Genomic DNA, 17,002 nt, shown 5'->3' with positions numbered 1-17,002 from the left:
TGTATATTCATCATCTGCACATTTGCAATCTGAAATCTGCACATCTACCCCTTCGTTTCCTCGTGCAGGATATCTAAAATAGACGGTGTTACCCTGCCGAAAAATGAGATCCCGGCAGCACCGTTTTTCAACGCGTATTGTATGCCGGCCCGCACCTCTTCATCATTTTTAAAATCAGAAATATACAACCCTGCATATAGCGGAAACTTTCCATCCAGGAAATGAACACCCTCGGCTACGGCATCACTTATCCAGCTTACGCCTTCTTTATAAAAACCGTGGTATATCATTGGGCATACACCATCCAGGTGAAAGTTTGTCCAATCTTGCCGCACGTTGCGGCGGGCAACCTCGGGAGTTGGGAAAACCGCCGCCGTGATTGCTTTTTTATGTTGTTTGGCTATTGCCGAAATACTGTTAACCACCCTGATGATATTACCATACCTGAACAACCGCCAGGAAAGACTGGCATCAGGGTATTGGATGGCTTTTACATCCTGACCGTACTGCTCTTTAAATTTAGCCTGGCACACCTCGCAATAGCAATAATCATATTCGGGCAGCTCTTTGGTCTGCTCAATTTTATATTTATCCCAAAGGTTTACCGGTAGCACTACATCGCAATAACGCACATAATCCAGGTGAATACCATCTACATAATCCAGCGCCAATATCTTGTCAACCGTACTGGTTAGGTAATCCTGCACCTCGGGGCGCGATGGGCATAGCCAGCGGTAGTATGTTACGTAGGGTGGTTTATCGGCACATGAATCGCCGTTACGGTTCTTGCTATACCATTCCGGATGCGTGGTAAGCAACTCGGCGCGGTTAAAGGTCCATATCCAACGGTGAGCTTCTATTCCGGCCGCCTTAGCCGCCCGAAAGTGCCTTTCACTATCGTTTTCAAAAAATATCCCGGTTATCCCTTTTGCCTTATAAGCCGCATAGTTGACCTTCAAATCCTCGTCTGTATCTTTCAGGTTCGGGTTTATCCAGATCCAGTTTTTCTTTACTTTTTTCTTTGCAACCGGAGTACTTACCGTAGCTGCATTGCTTAATAAAGGTAATTGGGAAGCAACGCCGGCCAACAAACCGGCTTTTAAAAATTGGCGCTTATTCATGGGTGTATCGGTTTTAATTGTTCTATGAAACCTTCCTGGTTTATGGTATAGGTTATGTTAGTTTTTTTATCCGTTACAGAAGCATCAAACTGGCTTTTGGTAGCTTCTAAACTCAGATTATTACTAATCCCCGCAATGTCATATTTGCCCTTTATACCCAATTTACCAAGCGAGGATGCATACTCATGATGTTGCTTGTACCATAGTTTTTCGCGATAATATACCAACCACAGGTATTTCTTCTGTTCCTCGGCATAAGGCATGGTAAACACAACATCATCAGCCTCATGTTTGCTAAACAGCAGGTATCCCCAATGCTCGGGACTGTGCATATTGATCTCGCCCTGTGATGACCATACCCAATTATGCTCAGGAAGATCATGACCGGTAGAATCTTTAAGTTTTACGTTGCGGCCATCTACAATTTTGGTATCATACTCCACCCTCGAAAAATTAACGCGCCATATAGTTCCATGCTGGGGTGGGGCAGACTTAAACCCCATGGTGACAGCACGAAACGGAATAGCCATTTCAACCGTCCAGCCCTTATCGGTATCGCTTGTATTATTTAATGTACCCTGCACTTTTACTGCCGATAGCAGACCATTTGCATCCCATCCTATAAGTCCGCCGCCGTTGTTACGATAAGGTTTATTTAAAAACAGATCGAAAATAGTGTTCAGTGCATTCACTTCAATTTCATAATAATTATGAGTGGTAGCGGCGGGATCAATAAACAACTCAAAATCGTTATCGTGATATACGATATCATCATGATTTTTTAATGTGGCCCAAACCTGCGGATCATTAATACGGGCGGCTATATAAAGATATTGATCGTCCCAAAGCATTTTTACATTGGTTTGCAACGGGGGCCCGGCTTTCAAATCACCTTCAATATCCACAAAGTCGCTGGTCCATTTTGCCTGTTGCCATATTGCATCGTCAATATCCCCATCAATAACCGGCGGCTTAGCAATATGCTTTACCACATAATTTTGCGGAACGGCAAACAAGTTTTCGAGTCCCGCAAAAGGTGATTGAGCCATTGCCAGCTGCGGTGCAAGCAATACGGCAGTTATTAAAACTGCTTTTATATAACTCTTTATTTTAAATATGGTGGTCATTAACTGCCCAATTCCAATATACGGTCAAACTCCTCGCGTTTAAGCGCCATCACAGATAGGCGGCCCTGACGTACCAGGCCAACATCTTTTAGCTGCTCATCAGCTTTTATTACCTCAAGAGTTACCGGTTTTTTAAGCGTTTCAACCGGCGAAAGATCAACTACCACCCAGTTTGGGTCTTCGGTAGTAGGATCCTGGTAAAACTCTTTTACTACTTTGGCTATCCCTACCACTTCTTTACCATCATTACTATGGTAAAACAGTACCAGATCACCTTCCTGCATCAGTTTTAAGTTATTGCGGGCCTGGTAGTTACGTACACCATCCCAAAAGGTACGTCCATCTTTATTAAATTTTTCCCAGCTATATTTTACGGGCTCACTTTTTACTAACCAAAATAGTGTGTTTTTCATATCGCTAAGGCACTTTTTAAGGTTGTAGGGAACAAAACAGGGAACGAAATATTATTAATTATCATAAATTTACAAAAAATGAAAGAGAAAAAAAGCCAGACTATATTAGTCTCAACGTGGGAAGAAATTGAGTTCAATTTATACATACCATTCATCCGGGATAAAGATAATAAGCCCTTTGTATTTTTCAATTATTTAAATCCAGATACCAACAAAAAGAAAAAAATTGTAAAATCTGCCAAACTTGATAGAAATGGAGATGTGAAGATTTTAAAAAAACAAGCTAAATTTTTAGCTGATGCTTTGATAGACTTATTGAAGGGCGGTTGGAATCCAATAACCAATTCATATAATGATTTACCAATAACACCATTATCAAATATTTCTGAATGTATGGAATATTGGTTGAAAACCCGTATTGAGGCTGCTAAACTTGAAGCTATTGGTGCTAAGGCTTTAAAGAGTAATGAATACTTAATGGAGTTTTTCAATACGTGGCTGAAATCAAAAAGCTTTGCTTTCAGAAAACCCAACACCTTCACATATTTGGACATTGATAACTTTTTACAAACTACTGCAAAAGATCGTAAATGGGGTAAAGTATCATACAATTGTTACCGTGGAGATTTAAGCCTATTTTTTAAATTATTGGTTACACAAAAAATAATTACTGATAATCCAGTTACATTATCCGAAAAGAAAAATATCAAAAATGATTCATCAAGATTTGTAATTTTTGAAGAAGATGAACTTAAAAACGTTGTTGGCTTATTAGCTAATGATGAAGCTTTCAAAGAATTATATATTGCTGCAAAGCTTTTATTTTTCCTCAATGTAAGACCAATTGAAATTACCCGGATACAGGTTTACAATTTAGATTTTGAAAAAAAGATTCTGTGGTTAGAGCCAGTAAAAACTAAAAACCATAATGAAGCCAAATGGGAATTAACTGATGAATTATTTACCCTTTTAGAAGATTACGTTGGGAATAATCCAAAAAATTATTTTGTATTTGCAAATCACAATACACCCAAAGCTGTACAGGCACATAAGGATTTTTTAGGTCAACGTTGGAGAGCATTTAGGATAAAATATAATATATCATCACATCTTAAATTCTACGCCCTAAAACATTCTTCGGATTGGCACGATCTTGAATCAGGTGTAGGTATACAGGCTATAAGCGAACGTAACAGACACGCCAACCCAAATGTTACAGTTGCATACATTGAACAGCGATTAAATAAAAAGATAATCAAACCATCACAAAGCAAAATGTTTTAAAATATAAACTAAAAGGGGTTCTTTTGAATCCCTTTTTTTATTGAAAATTAGCCAATTCAGGATAATCACATACATCAATAGCCCACGTTTGATTTGATGGTTCTGTTTTGCTGAGTATATTTTTTGATACGGTATGTGCAGCCAACATATCATCCTCTAAAGCTACAATGAGATTATTTATTTCGTCTTTAAGCATTATTGGTTGTAACCATTGCCTTTCCATTTCGGGGCGAAGTATTACGGGCATACGCTCTTTAACATTGTGAATTTTCTTCATCAAAGAATTAGTAGTAGCAGGAGTAGTTAAAATAGTGTAGGTTCTCAAAACTTCATTAGTCGTTGGATTCTTCCAATGTGAGTATATCCCGGCAAATGCAAATGGTTCTTTATCCTTCATATAAATGTAATGTGGGTACTTTTCTTTGCCTACGTGCATCCATTCAAAAAAGCCATCAGCTAAAACCAAACATCTTTTTTTTGTAATGTACATTCTGAATGATGGTAAATCAAATACAGTTTCACCTTTACTGTTAAGGGTGTTTATCCTCAATTTATTTGCTTCTGCTTCGGTTTTCATAAAATGCGGTATTAGCCCCCAATTGTACATATTTATTGCATCAGGTTCATCTGCTGTAATTATAGGCATCTGAGGATGTGCAAACCCGTTGCTATGATAAATGGGTTGATGTGAAGTTTCAGGTTTAAACTTTACGTGAAAACGGTCTTCTAACTTTTTTTGGTTTGAGGTAACAGCATAATGATAACACATCGTTTTTCAATTTAAGTTTATTCGAAATATGATTCAATTCTTATACCAATTTCATCAATTATGGATTGTGGGATTATTGCACCAGAACATAACATCCATCTGAAATAAATATTGAGTGTTATTGATGCTACTGGTTTACTATCAAAGAATAATTCATAGCTATCTTCTGTAGCCTGAACTTCACAATAAAATAATTCATCGGCATAATCCAGACCAAAGCCCAAAGAATCATCCATTATTAATTTTGTTTTTGAAATGCTAATTTAGTTAGTATATTTGATTATAAAAATAAAGTTATGAAAAATCGACCAAACGTTAAAACCCCTGATTTTACTGATGATTTTGATTTGGATGAATCAACCTGTACCCCCGAAGCATTAGCTTATTTGAATAGACCAGATGAAGAAGAAAAAATGACCGATGAAGACTGGAAAGAATTATATGCTAAACGTGTTAAAGAAGGTTACTATGAAAAGAATAAACGTGAAATACCTGATAGTGAACTACCTTTTTAATTTTTCATCAATCCGTTCGCCGAGGGCTTGAACATCATCAACGGTTAGTTCACGCTTATTTACGTGCAATATTTTCCATTTTCCGTTCTGGTTAATGATTGAACCGTGGAGATAGTCATTAATGAAAATCATATAGTAATCACCATCCATACCATTTGGGGCTAAGATAAAAACGTTAACAGTTTCATCACCTATTGGGGCGGTAAATCTCAAATTAAACATAATATCAAAGTTATGCTAATTTTATTAGTAATAATAATGATATTGAAAAGTTGTTTTGTTAGGACTTGAACCTAAAATATAACTGCCAAAAAGTTATGTGTTGCCAATTACACTACAAAACAGTAAAAGCCGGGTAAAAAAGATTTAAAGTTTGATCTAAACTTTTTTTAGTAGCGTAAATAGGATTTGAACCTATACAACCGTATTTCCAAAATACGAAATCTGCCAATTAAAATACTACGCTGTGTTCAGTTTAAGGTGAAAAATGAACCTGACCTTAAAACCTGTTCAATTTGAGGCCAAAAAGGTCTAAAAAGTAAAACCAATATTTTCTTAACCTTTTTGAGGTAAAAGCGATATTTCTTAACCCTTTTGGAGTAAAACTGATATTAAACCTTATTTATGCAGTAAAAAGAACGCTGCTGCACCAATAGCAACTACCCCGCCAATCTTGATAGCTGTATGCCTGTTCTTAGGCTGAATTTCAAATGATTTTACATCTTTGATAGTCACATATGGGTTACTATTTTCGACCGTTATAACGTAGCTTTTCGGTTTAAATAATCCATTACTTTTATCGTGGCTGATGATTTGGTAACTATCTTTCATTTGAAGTTTTAAACCTACTGAATCATTATGTACTTCAATTTTTGCGCTGTACCAATCTTTAGGTTCTTGAATATCTTTTACCAAAGAATAACTAAGTTTCCCGGTACTATCTTTGGTCATATAAACTGTGTCCGCTTTAACAATCGTGTCTATATGGGTAACAGTTTTCATAGCTACATAAGAATGTAAACCACTGGTATTTTTAACTACATCATAAGCTTTTGTATCACTCATTTTAAGGGCTTCTAAGGCATCTTCCCTGCTTCCAACAAAGATTCTACGTTCTGCTCCTGATGCTCCCGCTCTGGTCTTGTATAAGCGTACAGTATCGGTTATAGCTGCTAATTGTTTTGTACGTGTTTCAATTACTTGATACTGATGGAATGAATACCAACCTAAAGCCCCTGCTGCCAATAAAATTATTACAAATAAGAAATAGAACTTATTTTTAAAATTACTTTCCATCATTATCATCCTTATCTTCTTTGTCTTCCGGTTTAACCGCTGCTTTACTTAACTCTTTAATTTTTGATGAAAAGATATTTGTTACCGAATCCTTTACAGCACTCCAAATATCTATCCCGGTAATAACTGACAGGTTTTGAATACAACCCTGAAATTCAACACTTGTAATATAAATCCCTATTACTTTAGTGATATATAAACTAACAACTGAGAAATAAGTAAAGTCAAATTGAAAACCTATATATAAGGCTGCCGGGTAGCAAACAAAAAGAATCACTAACATTCTGAATCTTTCAAGTGTAATAGGTTCTTTCAGTTTATAGGACTTCCATAAACCAGTTAAGAATTCAAGTAACAAGAATATCCAAACAGTGAAAATAAACTGATGTATAGGTGTTAAGAACAACACAAAAAACATAAAATACTTTGTGCAAAATGACCAAAGCCAAGAAAAAAAATTCATTATAGGGTGCATTATGCTATTAGTGATTAGTTGCTTCATTACTTATTGATTTTATGAATAAATCTGCTTCAAGTGTTCTGCGTTTTTTTAGGTCTGGAACAACCTTGCCCCCGGCTTTCACCCATAAAAGGAATGCATCCCGGATTGAATCACCAGATGCTTTGGCATTAATCCGTTTAAGCAGTGTAGAACCCAAAAAACCTTTGGTTGCGTTACCAATACCTACATTATAGGTGAAGCTTACCAGTGCATTAAATTGTGGTTGTGTAAGTGGTACTTTAACCGCTTTAGTAACTGCATCTTCAAAGGTTTTTACCATTGCGGTAAACATTGAATCACACTGTTCTAAACTGATCGTATCACCAATTTTAACATTTTTACCAGTTGCCGGGTAATAAGTCATACCTACCCCAATTGTTGCAACTTCGGCAACATCATAATAGGCTTTAAGCCTTATCCCTTCCTGTTTATATATAAAGTCCCTTCCGGTTGAATCAATTCTCATTCCTTGTATTTTGTAAGGAAATAGGCTAAAAGGTTAAAAAAGATTTAAGTACTTTTTATAACCGGGATTTAAGCCTTTTTTAGCCTTTTTTAGAAAAACTCATTACCAAACGGTGGTGAATAAGGACGTTCATCATAACTGATATTATCCTTTGTCGGTATGGTGCAAGGGTTGATTTCTCTTGTTTGCCTAACTGATGCTGTAAACACTATCCCGGCTGTTCTATCTGTTCCTGATTCTGAAAACTGTTGAAAGGTAGTATCTGTATCCATTAAAAAATCAGGATAATCATCATCCCCAAAAAACACTAAGAAGTCATCCGCCAATAAAGCACAATCTGACCATATATCCTGTTCGGAATTTTCGTTTTGGGGGTCTTCAATATCTGCAATCATTATTTTAAAACGATTGATAATTTCTTTACCCTTTATCTGGCTATCAACTGACTGAATATGTACTACCCGGTAAACAATATCCGGGTAGGCTGAAAAATCAAAATCATCAGCATAGATAACAGTATTGATCTGTGAATGACCGTTGAAAAAATTGATAAACTTTTGGCTTATTTGATTTAGTGTAATCATTAATATCTACCTCTGTAATACCCGGAGTAATACCCGGTTTTATTGGCTAAACTTTCAAAGTAATCTGAAAGGTTAACTTCATTATCTGGTAAATACCAACCAGTAACTTCACCTGTTGAATCTGTATTTTGTGTATCACAATTTTCAGGTTCTTTTAAATCAATTTCTAAGTGTTTTACCAACCTTAATTTATAGGTGGCAAACTTAGTATCATAGTTATCTTTAACTGCTTCCAGTTCCTTTAAATCAAGTGTAGTAGCCTTTTCATCATTCTTCCTGTTTACACCTTTATTGGTAACCTTATAATGCAAAGGAATGAACCCATAACTAAGCGTACCATAAATCAAAAACGGTTTGATATAATCTTCTAACAACTCCTGATTCACTTCTGTAATGGTATAACCGGAAATGGTAGATGCTGATATAATTTCATTAGTAATAGCTTCATATAAAACTTTACCTAATACTGGCTGTAACTCCAAAGACTGAACTTCCAAAATTGTATTTGAAATTATCTTTGAATCCACTGCACTTTCTATTACAGAATTTTCTTTAATTGTACTTTCAGATATAAATAATACTTTCTTCATTATTCTGTTTCTCCTTCCGGGTTAATCCTTACTACTGATACAGCGTTGAATCTGTGTCTGCAATAAGGTGTAGTTTGATTACTTACAGGATTATGATAGAAACCACCACGATAAGCAAAAATATCATACCCAAATAGTAAACTCATTTGCTGAATATCTTCCCGGCTGTAATATTTATCATTAGCCATTAGCTTTGCACAAAACGGACGATTCTTATCATCCTGCGGGCCTTCATAGCTGTATCTAACTTCAACCCTACGGATATTTTCCAAAGCAGGTTGCATAGATTTCTCTGTTGGTTTGATAGTTATACTTTTATCTAAATCTGATTTATTGATAACCCCGGAATCCTCTAAACCCTGAATAACTTTCTTCAAATCAGAAGTAGTTAAATTAATACCTAAATCTTTTCTGATCGCTGCTTTGATCTGAACCAAAGTCATATTCTTAACTCCGTTCTTAACTATCCAATCAGCAATATCTTTTTCATCATCAAACTGTAGTTCAATAGCTTTTAAATCTGAAAACTTATCTATATGGTAATCTAATCTTTTAAATACCCTAAATTCTGCTTTACCTGAACCTAAGTGTTTCACCTTATCAAAATCTTCATCAGTTAAATGACCGAAGTTCATTGTAGCATCAGAATTGAAACCAGTAGGTTTAGTAGTAGTTGAAACAGGTGCAGGAATAGGTTTAACCGGGGTAGCCTGTACTGGTGAACCCGAAATATCATTATCAGGAATTTGACCTACTGTTGTAGGCTCTTGTGTTGGTACTGGCTTAACTTCATCAATTAATCTATCACCGTTCAATAAAGGTTTCAAACCTGATTTTTCACGAATTTCATTGATAGTGAGGGTTTTCATTTGCATAGCATCAGATAAGGTTGCTTCAAATAATGAACCTTTATCTTTAAATTCTAATTCTCCCAAACCTGCATCAGCAAATAATTTATTTAAACCTGATTCCAGTTCATTCCTACGGTTCTTAACATATAAAACTTTAGTTATTTCATAAGCAATTTCCAAATCACCAGTTCCCAATTTACCGGGTACAGGTATAGCGAATAATTCAGGACTAACTACACTATGTGCAGTTAAAATATCCTGTGTAACATCTGCTTTAACTTCTATATAAGCTTTTTCCCATTCAGAAGGTGCTATATTTTTAACATCTGGTGCAGTTCCATCTTTACCTTCAAACCCTATAATCATTTTACCACCGTTTGCACCGGAGTAAGCATTTGTTATTTTCCTTACCGTTTCACGTTTAGCTTCATCAGTAACAGCACCACCAAAAAAGGTAATTATTGAAGATACACTGAACTGATTATTGATATTGTTAATCTGGAAATCTCTTATAGCAATATCAGTTTCTAAACTTTTTATTGCACCTGAATATTCTGGAACAGGATAAACATTATTTACTGATGGTGAATAAGACGAAAAGAAAAATAGCTTATTAAATCCATCTGTATTAGAACCGGGCTTCCAATACTCATAACTGGTATTAATATTACGTTCTCTAAACCAATCATTACAATACCAAAATTTTGACTTATCTCTATTAGCACGTATTTTGTGTACAGGTACGTGGTTATACTGAATTGGCGAACCCAATTTGTTGTAAACTACCTCAACCGCATAAGAAGCGAAAATTAGATAATCTGAAATAATTTTATTAACAAACTCAGAAAATGAATCTTTTGGATTAGGTTTAAATGTAACAGGTGTATCACTACCTTTTATAGTTACACCATCACCTGTTATTAAATCATTTTTTTTATTGATAATACCTTTGTGTAGTGGCGAATCATTATATAGGTGAAGTAAGAAGTTAGGATAATCATTAAACTTACCATAAGGAACGAATCTTTCACTACTGGTAGATGTTATATCTTCAATAGGTAATGGTGTAACGTGCGTGCTGAAATTTATTAAATCCCTCTCACTTATCTGTTCTGTTTTTTTAGTCATTTATTGATTTGTATGTGTAGTAATCAGAATTATCATCCGATTTGTAAATTATTGGTTGTACCAAAGCTTCCGGGGCTATTACTTTAGCTTTACCTGATTCAATGGATTTACCCAAAACAGTTTCATCAAAAGATTCAATAGCAGATTGATAAATAGCATACGTGTATAAACCAGAATCTAAATCAGTAAAAATTGAATTATTAACTTTGAAATGATCGTATCTAAAAAGATTAGAACTGATATTTTGAGGTAGAATAAATCTGTACTTATTTCTATTGAAATCACTGGTAAGTACCAACAAGTAAACCGGGTTAACTATAGTAGTTAATTCAGTTAGCGTGAAGATTAAATCTGTTTGAAGATTGCTTTTATTTATTAATAACATTATTCCTGTTTGTACAGGAAATAGGTATCACCAGAAATAAAAAAGCCTCTACCCCAAAAAGGATAAAGGCTGCCTAACTAATTAGGTTAATACTTTTTAAAGTTTGTCTACAATTGAAGCAATCAAAGTAGGGTCTACTGTTGATGTTAAACCTTCTGATACACCTGTAAATTTCAGGATATAACCGTTAGCATCACCATTTTTAGTACCTGTTGATTCTTCTGCATCAGTTAATTCAGTAAAGCCATTAAGACCAGTTACAATAAAGTTTTTTGATCTTAATTTAATTAAGATAGCTACCGGGGCCTGAAATAATGAATCAACAAAAGTTTTTGCAACCTCTGATATATTTGAGATTGTTAAAGTAGTTTCTGTTTGATTCTCAAATGCACCAGTTGAACTATCACGTTTTGCTGAACCTTTAAATGATACAGATTCTTTCAGTAAACCTACTGAACTAAATGTTTTACCAGATGCTAAAGCAATGGTTGAAACTACAGTTGAACCAGATGCATAAGCATAAGTATCTGTAGAACCAGAAGAAATAGTAGCTAAATCATTATAACTTATAATCCACATTTTTTCAACACCACCTGCAATACCTCTACCGCACTGTTTTGTATAAGCTGCTACGCTTCCGCATAAATTTGCCATATATATTTTTTGTATATTTTGTGATTAACTAAAGGGTTACACCATTTTGTGCAACCCCGTTATCAATCATTCTTTTATTTTTATCTGTAATTAAACAGTAGCTACACCAATTTCATTTACATACACTGGCAATACACCAAGTGCATAATGGAAGTCCATATAGATATTCTGAGTTTCAATTGAATAGTCCAAAGTAGCTTTATCTTCTTCACCCATTAAATCGGTAGCCAATTGGAAGCTTCTTAAACGACCTACATAAACACCTCTTGTACCGTTCAAACCATCTACAGGAACTAACTTAATAGTAGTACCGAAAAGGGTTTTATCAGCCGAAGGATGAAATAGGTTTTTAAGGGCTAAAGCAACGTTGTATTCATTATATACATCAGTACCAATCCACATAACCGCATCAGATTGTTCAGTGATTTTGGAAGGAGTTGCTAAAAACGCACCTTGTAATTTTTCAACTACAGTTGCACCAGAAGAAATAGTACCACCTGTTAAAGGAATGTAAGCACCTGCTTTAATCTGTTTTGCAAAACCATCGAACTTACTTAAAGTAGTAGAACCTGATTGTGCTACAGTATCACCTTGCCAAATCAGCTTTTCGTTTTCCTGAGCAATTTTAGCTGCACGGGCTTGCATCATTTCGTTTGCAAATAATGCTTCTGTGTAAGTTTGACCTTTGGTTAAGTACTGAACCATCCAAGTATTTTCTAATGGTTTAGGGCAAAAATTTTGTTCATCCTTTAATGGAAAAGCAGTTATGATTGCTTTATTGAAGTTGGCGTTTCCTGTTGGGGTACGACCGCAACCTGTTGAATTTTGCAATGATACATCTACTGAAAGTAATTGTAATTGACGTTGCCCTTTTACACCTAATGTTACTGAACCTGCATCTTTAAGAACGGTTGCAGTTTGGTTACCAAAAACAGTATCAATCAATAATTGCTTTGAAGTCTGATCTACGTACTGTGGTAATGCTGAAATGTTAAAACTCATTTTCTTTTTCTCTTTATCTCGTTGTTTTTATATCCCTGCCGGGATAGCTAAAAGGCTTTTTTATCTTACCTCTTATAGTTATTTTTTATTCCAGATTGATGCTAATGCTTTCAATCTATTATCTTTATCTTCTTTGGCTTCTAATGACTTATCAACCTTAGAAAATTCTGCCGGGGTATCACTTAGCACTTCAAAAGCACCTTTGATTGCATTAAACTGTTCGCCTAATGCTGACATAGCTTGCGCTGATGCTTTCCCTTCTAATGCAGTTTTGATTGTGTTAATCATTGAATCTAATTCAGTGATCTTCTGAACCAGTGTAGCTATAGCTGCTGTGTTATCTGTAGCAGGTGCTACCGGGGCTACTGGTGCATCTGGTGCTACTGGTACTTCACCTTCTGTAGGTTCTGTTGCTTCCTTTTCAGGGGTTTCAGTAGCTTCTTCTTCTGGTGAACCTTCTACAGGTTTAACCGCATCGGCAACTGGTGTAGGTGCTTTGATTACTTTACTTACTTTACCACCTACAGTTGCAAATTCAACTCCGTTAGCTAAAACATAAGTGTCATCTGGTGCAGATTGAGAACCCATTGAACTTGATACATTAACTGCTGTTCCTGTAACTAATTCGCCTTGTACATCTACTAATTCATCAGAATCTACACGCTTAACCGCTTCAAATTCTGCTTCGGCTTCTTTATCAGAAGTAAAAAGCATACCTATTGCTTTGGTTGCGTTCTTGATTGCTAATATTGCTTCGTTTTTATTCATTTGTGTGTTATTATATTGGTAATAGGTATCTCTAAGGAATAATTCTATTAACCTTTCATTTTATTCACTTTTTCAAGTGCAGTATTAAATTCTTTGATCGCTTTTTGAAGTTCTATATCTTCAATATTGGCTTTACCATCACTTACTTGATTTGTAGGAAAAAGAGAAAAAACACCTTCAATACTGAAACCTGCTAATTCATTCTTTTTGATTTTCTGCCATATTTCAGGACTGCAAACTTTTACCCCTACTATCCACCCACCGTCAAGATTTGGTAATCCTTTGGGTGCATTAATTCCTTTTTCTATATCTACTATGTAGGATTGAAAAACAAAGCTTTCAGCCGGGGTTGCTGAATGTTCAATATTGGTTGAATTGAATAAACCTTTTTGGGCAAATACTTGTGCTATCTGTCTTATAGTTGCTTTGGAAAATACTGCATAATAATCACCGGAAGGACTTGTCCTAAAAATGGGTTTATCAGCTTGCATAGCGTAACCCAATAGTTCAAACTTTTCATCATTTACAGCAAAGTTTTGAACCTGATTAAATGATAGAAAATCTGATTCAATGGCAGGAGAATTAACAATAGAAATTGCAGATACATAAGAATCTTCAAGTTCATTTATTTTAAGTTCGATAATTGGCAATTTCATATACCCCGGTAATAGGGTTTTACCGAATAAAAATTTATTCAATAAAAAACCCGGTAGGTTTTGATGCTACCGGGCTAAATCCACTTAATATTAAATTGTAGACTGACTGTCTAAGTAATCAGACCTTTGCTGTTTTGATGTAATATCTTTTTCAACTACATAGGCACGAACAGGTTCTTGTTTACTGGCATCCGGGGTATTAACTACATTAACATTCTGAACACCGTTATTAACTCCGTTTTTAGCCTGAGTTAATAATGTACTGTTAATTTGAGGTGCATTATAAATTGGTGTACCACCTCCTGATGCTCCGGGAACCTTTACAGCTAATATTGATTTAACTGAAAGTAAACCGGAAGCTGCTGCTGTTGCTGCTGCTATAGGGGCTAAAACTGGCCCTACATACGGTATACCGATCAAAGATTCATAAGCCTTTTGTGCAGATAAATAAGTTGAGATAGTTGCAGAAGCTACCGCTAAAGTTTTACCTGCTACTGTTGATTTCCCTGCAATATCAGAAGCCACACCTAAAGCATCAGATATAGTTTGAAACGTAGCAATTTTAGCATCTTTTTCTTTATTAGCTAATTCAATTTTAGCTTTTGTTGCTTCGTCTTCTAAATCGTGGGTGTTCTTTTGATAGTCAGCATCCAGTTGGGCCAATTTATCATAGTTATAAGCTGCTAAATCTCTTTCTTTCTGGTATTGAGCCGTTAGAGTTGCTAATTTAGCGTTTCGGATAGCCTGTTCTTTCTGGAATTGTGCTTCCGGGGTATCCTTTATTTTACCAACTTTAGCCCTGTTTCTATCTTCTACCTGAGTTTCATTTAATTTAGCTGCTTCTTCTGCATCACTATATTTTTCTGCACTATCAACCCTACCTAATTGAAAGGTTTGAGATTGAATTATTTTATTCTTTTCTTGCGGTGTAGCATTCTTAGAAGCATCTTCCGCTGCTTTAGTAATCTCTAATCTCTTTTTATCAAATTCATTTAAAGTTTCAGTATCAGATTTTAATAAATAATCTTTAATCTGGTCTGCATATTTTTTATTAATTCTGGCTTCTTCAATACCTTGTGCTTCTTTAAGCTTACTGGTATCTTTACCGTATTTGGTAGCAATAGCTATTAAAGCTTTATACTTATAATCTGAATCACTTATGGCTATTTCTCTTTCTGATTTTAAACCACCCAAAATAATTTTGGAGGCAGCATCATTACCTGATTTAAGTTTATCAAGTTCAGATTTCTTTAAAGCATCAGCTTTATCTTTTGCAGCTTTCTTTAACTTATTAGCTTCATCCTGTCTTTTCTTTATAGCAGTATTTTGAATAACTGTAATTTCCGATTCACCGTCCAAAAGTTTCTTCTTATAATCATCAGCATCTTTATCAAGTAAAGAATTTTTTAACTGTTGGTTTTTTACCTCTAAATCAGTGGTATCTTTATTTAAAGCTTTTAATTCTTTGATTAATCTTTCATTATGTTCTACGGTTTTTTGTAGTTCAACCTTCCGGGCTGCTTCTGCTATCTTTTGCGCTTCATAAGCTGCTCCTGCTAAATAATTTGTTGGGGCTCTAAATCCATTTTTTACATCATCCCAAGCATCCTTGAAATCACCTTTGATAAGATCAATAAGTGCTTTAATAGGCATTATTACAAACTGCAATATGACATTACCCAAACCAAAGGCGACTTCTTTAATTTCGTTGAAAATTCCTTTTACACCTCCCAAGGAAGGGAATAATTTATCTAATGATTTCTTTAATGAATCCCAATTGGAAACCAGATAAGCTATAGCTGAAATGATTAATCCAATACCTATAAATTTTAAAGCTGTACCAAAACCGATTGCTGCAACTGTTGAAGCTTCTTCGGCTACAGTTACTAAACCTTGTGAACCTGCTTGTGCTACATTAGCTTCACTGGCTGCTGCTGTTTCTACTGTACCAATACCTTTAGCTGCATTAAGGGCTAATTGTGCTGCTGTTTGTTCTCTTAATGCTTCCCCTAATGCTTTAGAAATATCAATAGCTACAACTTCTGATTCAATTAAACCTTCTGATTCAGTTAAACCTTCTGCCCGAACTATTGCAACTGCTTCTTCACTATCAATCCTTAACTGATTAACCTTTAATGTAGCTGCTGCTAAAGCTTCTTCTGCTGCCTGTTCTGATATTACAGAGGCAACTACGGCTTCTTTTGCAACAATTTTTTCTGTAGCACCTTCAACGGCTACAACTGTACCTGCTTTACTTGCTAATGCTGCTGCTTTTTCGGCATCTGTTAATGTTTCAATATTTTTGGATGTAAAACCTAAAACAGATTTAAAAGCGTTCCACCCGGAAGTAACTTCGTGAATTGAACCTACAGCGTGACTAAGAGCCAAAAGACCTTGTAGCTTCAACATTGCCTCATTTGCCTTTTCACCGTGAATATTGAAAAGTGCCATAGCACCTGCGGCACCTGTCATACCTACTGCTGCACCCTTTGCTATGTTGGCTATCCCTGCTAATTTGTTAGTTGGGTCTGCACTTTCTAATAAATCTTTGTAATCTTTTGCTGCTGCCTTTAGTTTTGTAAGTTGGTCACGCATATCACGAAAGGCTTGCGAATTTCGCCCTTGTGTACGTTCCATAATCTGTAATTCTGCATTTAAATCCCTAATTGCAGTTTTGTAACTCTTTACACTTGTTGAACCTAAATCTTTTTTACCTACAGCGTCTATTTTCTGGCCTAAAGCCTGAATACCTGCTTGTGCTTCTTCTGAATTTAAGCCGACATTAATTAATATCCTATCTTCTCCGTTATCTGGCATTTCCTATTTCTTTATGAAGGAAATGGGCTAAAACGGTTAAAACCCAAAAAGCTTTAAAAGTTAAAACCTAAAAG

20 protein-coding genes and 1 tRNA gene are annotated in these 17,002 nt (G+C 35.4%); 2 read left to right on the top strand and 19 right to left on the bottom strand.

Going from position 1 to position 17,002, the window contains the following annotated elements:
* Window positions 1-44 precede the first annotated feature (44 nt).
* The 3 genes from AC1D0K_RS28650 to AC1D0K_RS28640 are packed head-to-tail and all read right to left on the bottom strand — an operon-like array spanning window position 45 to window position 2,661.
* Entirely contained in the window at window positions 45-1,121 is a 1,077-nt protein-coding gene (locus tag AC1D0K_RS28650) for a family 10 glycosylhydrolase (RefSeq protein WP_477391772.1), read from the bottom strand.
* Window positions 1,118-2,248 (bottom strand): carbohydrate-binding family 9-like protein, encoded by a 1,131-nt coding sequence (locus AC1D0K_RS28645; RefSeq protein ID WP_477442756.1) that lies wholly within the window; start codon window positions 2,246-2,248, stop codon window positions 1,118-1,120. The genes AC1D0K_RS28650 and AC1D0K_RS28645 overlap by 4 nt, the downstream gene beginning before the upstream one ends.
* Window positions 2,248-2,661, bottom strand: coding sequence for an EVE domain-containing protein (locus AC1D0K_RS28640; protein ID WP_477391770.1), 414 nt, complete (start codon window positions 2,659-2,661; stop codon window positions 2,248-2,250). Before AC1D0K_RS28640 ends, AC1D0K_RS28645 begins: the two co-directional genes overlap by 1 nt.
* Before the next feature lie 78 nt (window positions 2,662-2,739).
* Between AC1D0K_RS28640 and AC1D0K_RS28635 the strand changes: the two genes are divergently transcribed.
* Window positions 2,740-3,945, top strand: a complete 1,206-nt coding sequence (locus AC1D0K_RS28635) for a site-specific integrase (protein WP_477391769.1) — start codon at window positions 2,740-2,742, stop codon at window positions 3,943-3,945.
* A 37-nt stretch (window positions 3,946-3,982) separates the two neighbouring features.
* Here the strand turns inward: AC1D0K_RS28635 and AC1D0K_RS28630 are convergent, their stop codons facing one another.
* Together AC1D0K_RS28630 and AC1D0K_RS28625 are read right to left on the bottom strand one after the other, a co-directional pair.
* Window positions 3,983-4,714 carry an SOS response-associated peptidase gene (locus tag AC1D0K_RS28630; protein WP_477391768.1) on the bottom strand — a complete coding sequence of 244 codons (732 nt, stop codon included), beginning with the start codon at window positions 4,712-4,714 and terminating at the stop codon, window positions 3,983-3,985.
* Window positions 4,715-4,731: 17 nt separating this feature from the next.
* Window positions 4,732-4,950, bottom strand: coding sequence for a hypothetical protein (locus AC1D0K_RS28625; protein WP_477391767.1), 219 nt, complete (start codon window positions 4,948-4,950; stop codon window positions 4,732-4,734).
* 60 nt (window positions 4,951-5,010) lie between these two features.
* Here AC1D0K_RS28625 and AC1D0K_RS28620 point away from each other — a divergent pair, with 60 nt between their 5' ends.
* The gene (locus AC1D0K_RS28620) at window positions 5,011-5,229 is read left to right on the top strand and encodes a hypothetical protein (RefSeq protein ID WP_477391766.1); all 219 of its coding nucleotides are present in this window, start codon (window positions 5,011-5,013) and stop codon (window positions 5,227-5,229) included.
* Here AC1D0K_RS28620 and AC1D0K_RS28615 read toward each other — a convergent pair.
* The 14 genes from AC1D0K_RS28615 to AC1D0K_RS28550 all read right to left on the bottom strand — a co-directional run bounded on the left by AC1D0K_RS28615 (window position 5,218) and on the right by AC1D0K_RS28550 (window position 16,928).
* On the bottom strand, window positions 5,218-5,451 hold the full coding sequence (locus AC1D0K_RS28615; protein WP_477391765.1) for a hypothetical protein: 234 nt from the start codon (window positions 5,449-5,451) through the stop codon (window positions 5,218-5,220). The two genes, AC1D0K_RS28620 and AC1D0K_RS28615, sit on opposite strands and share 12 nt — an antisense overlap.
* Before the next feature lie 171 nt (window positions 5,452-5,622).
* Window positions 5,623-5,695, bottom strand: a tRNA-Pro gene (locus AC1D0K_RS28610).
* A gap of 152 nt (window positions 5,696-5,847) precedes the next feature.
* Window positions 5,848-6,528: a hypothetical protein gene (locus AC1D0K_RS28605; RefSeq protein ID WP_477391764.1), complete on the bottom strand. Its 681-nt coding sequence runs from the start codon at window positions 6,526-6,528 to the stop codon at window positions 5,848-5,850.
* The gene (locus tag AC1D0K_RS28600) at window positions 6,515-7,027 is read right to left on the bottom strand and encodes a hypothetical protein (RefSeq protein WP_477391763.1); all 513 of its coding nucleotides are present in this window, start codon (window positions 7,025-7,027) and stop codon (window positions 6,515-6,517) included. The genes AC1D0K_RS28605 and AC1D0K_RS28600 overlap by 14 nt, the downstream gene beginning before the upstream one ends.
* Window positions 7,008-7,493 (bottom strand): lysozyme, encoded by a 486-nt coding sequence (locus tag AC1D0K_RS28595; RefSeq protein WP_477391762.1) that lies wholly within the window; start codon window positions 7,491-7,493, stop codon window positions 7,008-7,010. Before AC1D0K_RS28595 ends, AC1D0K_RS28600 begins: the two co-directional genes overlap by 20 nt.
* Window positions 7,494-7,582: 89 nt before the next feature.
* Window positions 7,583-8,077 carry a hypothetical protein gene (locus AC1D0K_RS28590; protein ID WP_477391761.1) on the bottom strand — a complete coding sequence of 165 codons (495 nt, stop codon included), beginning with the start codon at window positions 8,075-8,077 and terminating at the stop codon, window positions 7,583-7,585.
* Window positions 8,077-8,667 carry a DUF6712 family protein gene (locus AC1D0K_RS28585; RefSeq protein WP_477391760.1) on the bottom strand — a complete coding sequence of 197 codons (591 nt, stop codon included), beginning with the start codon at window positions 8,665-8,667 and terminating at the stop codon, window positions 8,077-8,079. The genes AC1D0K_RS28590 and AC1D0K_RS28585 overlap by 1 nt, the downstream gene beginning before the upstream one ends.
* Window positions 8,667-10,646 (bottom strand): hypothetical protein, encoded by a 1,980-nt coding sequence (locus AC1D0K_RS28580; RefSeq protein WP_477391759.1) that lies wholly within the window; start codon window positions 10,644-10,646, stop codon window positions 8,667-8,669. The genes AC1D0K_RS28585 and AC1D0K_RS28580 overlap by 1 nt, the downstream gene beginning before the upstream one ends.
* Window positions 10,639-11,031, bottom strand: a complete 393-nt coding sequence (locus AC1D0K_RS28575; RefSeq protein ID WP_477391758.1) for a hypothetical protein — start codon at window positions 11,029-11,031, stop codon at window positions 10,639-10,641. Before AC1D0K_RS28575 ends, AC1D0K_RS28580 begins: the two co-directional genes overlap by 8 nt.
* A 96-nt stretch (window positions 11,032-11,127) precedes the next feature.
* Window positions 11,128-11,685, bottom strand: coding sequence for a hypothetical protein (locus AC1D0K_RS28570; protein WP_477391757.1), 558 nt, complete (start codon window positions 11,683-11,685; stop codon window positions 11,128-11,130).
* Between the two features lie 90 nt (window positions 11,686-11,775).
* Complete coding sequence (locus AC1D0K_RS28565) at window positions 11,776-12,687, bottom strand: hypothetical protein (RefSeq protein ID WP_477391756.1); 912 nt, start codon at window positions 12,685-12,687, stop codon at window positions 11,776-11,778.
* A 78-nt stretch (window positions 12,688-12,765) separates the two neighbouring features.
* Window positions 12,766-13,455, bottom strand: coding sequence for a hypothetical protein (locus tag AC1D0K_RS28560; RefSeq protein WP_477391755.1), 690 nt, complete (start codon window positions 13,453-13,455; stop codon window positions 12,766-12,768).
* A gap of 47 nt (window positions 13,456-13,502) precedes the next feature.
* A complete protein-coding gene (locus tag AC1D0K_RS28555) occupies window positions 13,503-14,153 on the bottom strand; it encodes an XkdF-like putative serine protease domain-containing protein (RefSeq protein WP_477443385.1) in 651 nt (216 codons plus the stop codon).
* Window positions 14,154-14,201: 48 nt separating this feature from the next.
* Window positions 14,202-16,928: a hypothetical protein gene (locus AC1D0K_RS28550; RefSeq protein WP_477391753.1), complete on the bottom strand. Its 2,727-nt coding sequence runs from the start codon at window positions 16,926-16,928 to the stop codon at window positions 14,202-14,204.
* Between the last annotated feature and the right edge of the window lie 74 nt (window positions 16,929-17,002).

This window comes from Mucilaginibacter sp. P1_A3, assembly GCF_056406855.1.
Note: the sequence above shows the minus strand (reverse complement) of the source record. Positions and strands in the feature narration are given on the sequence as shown.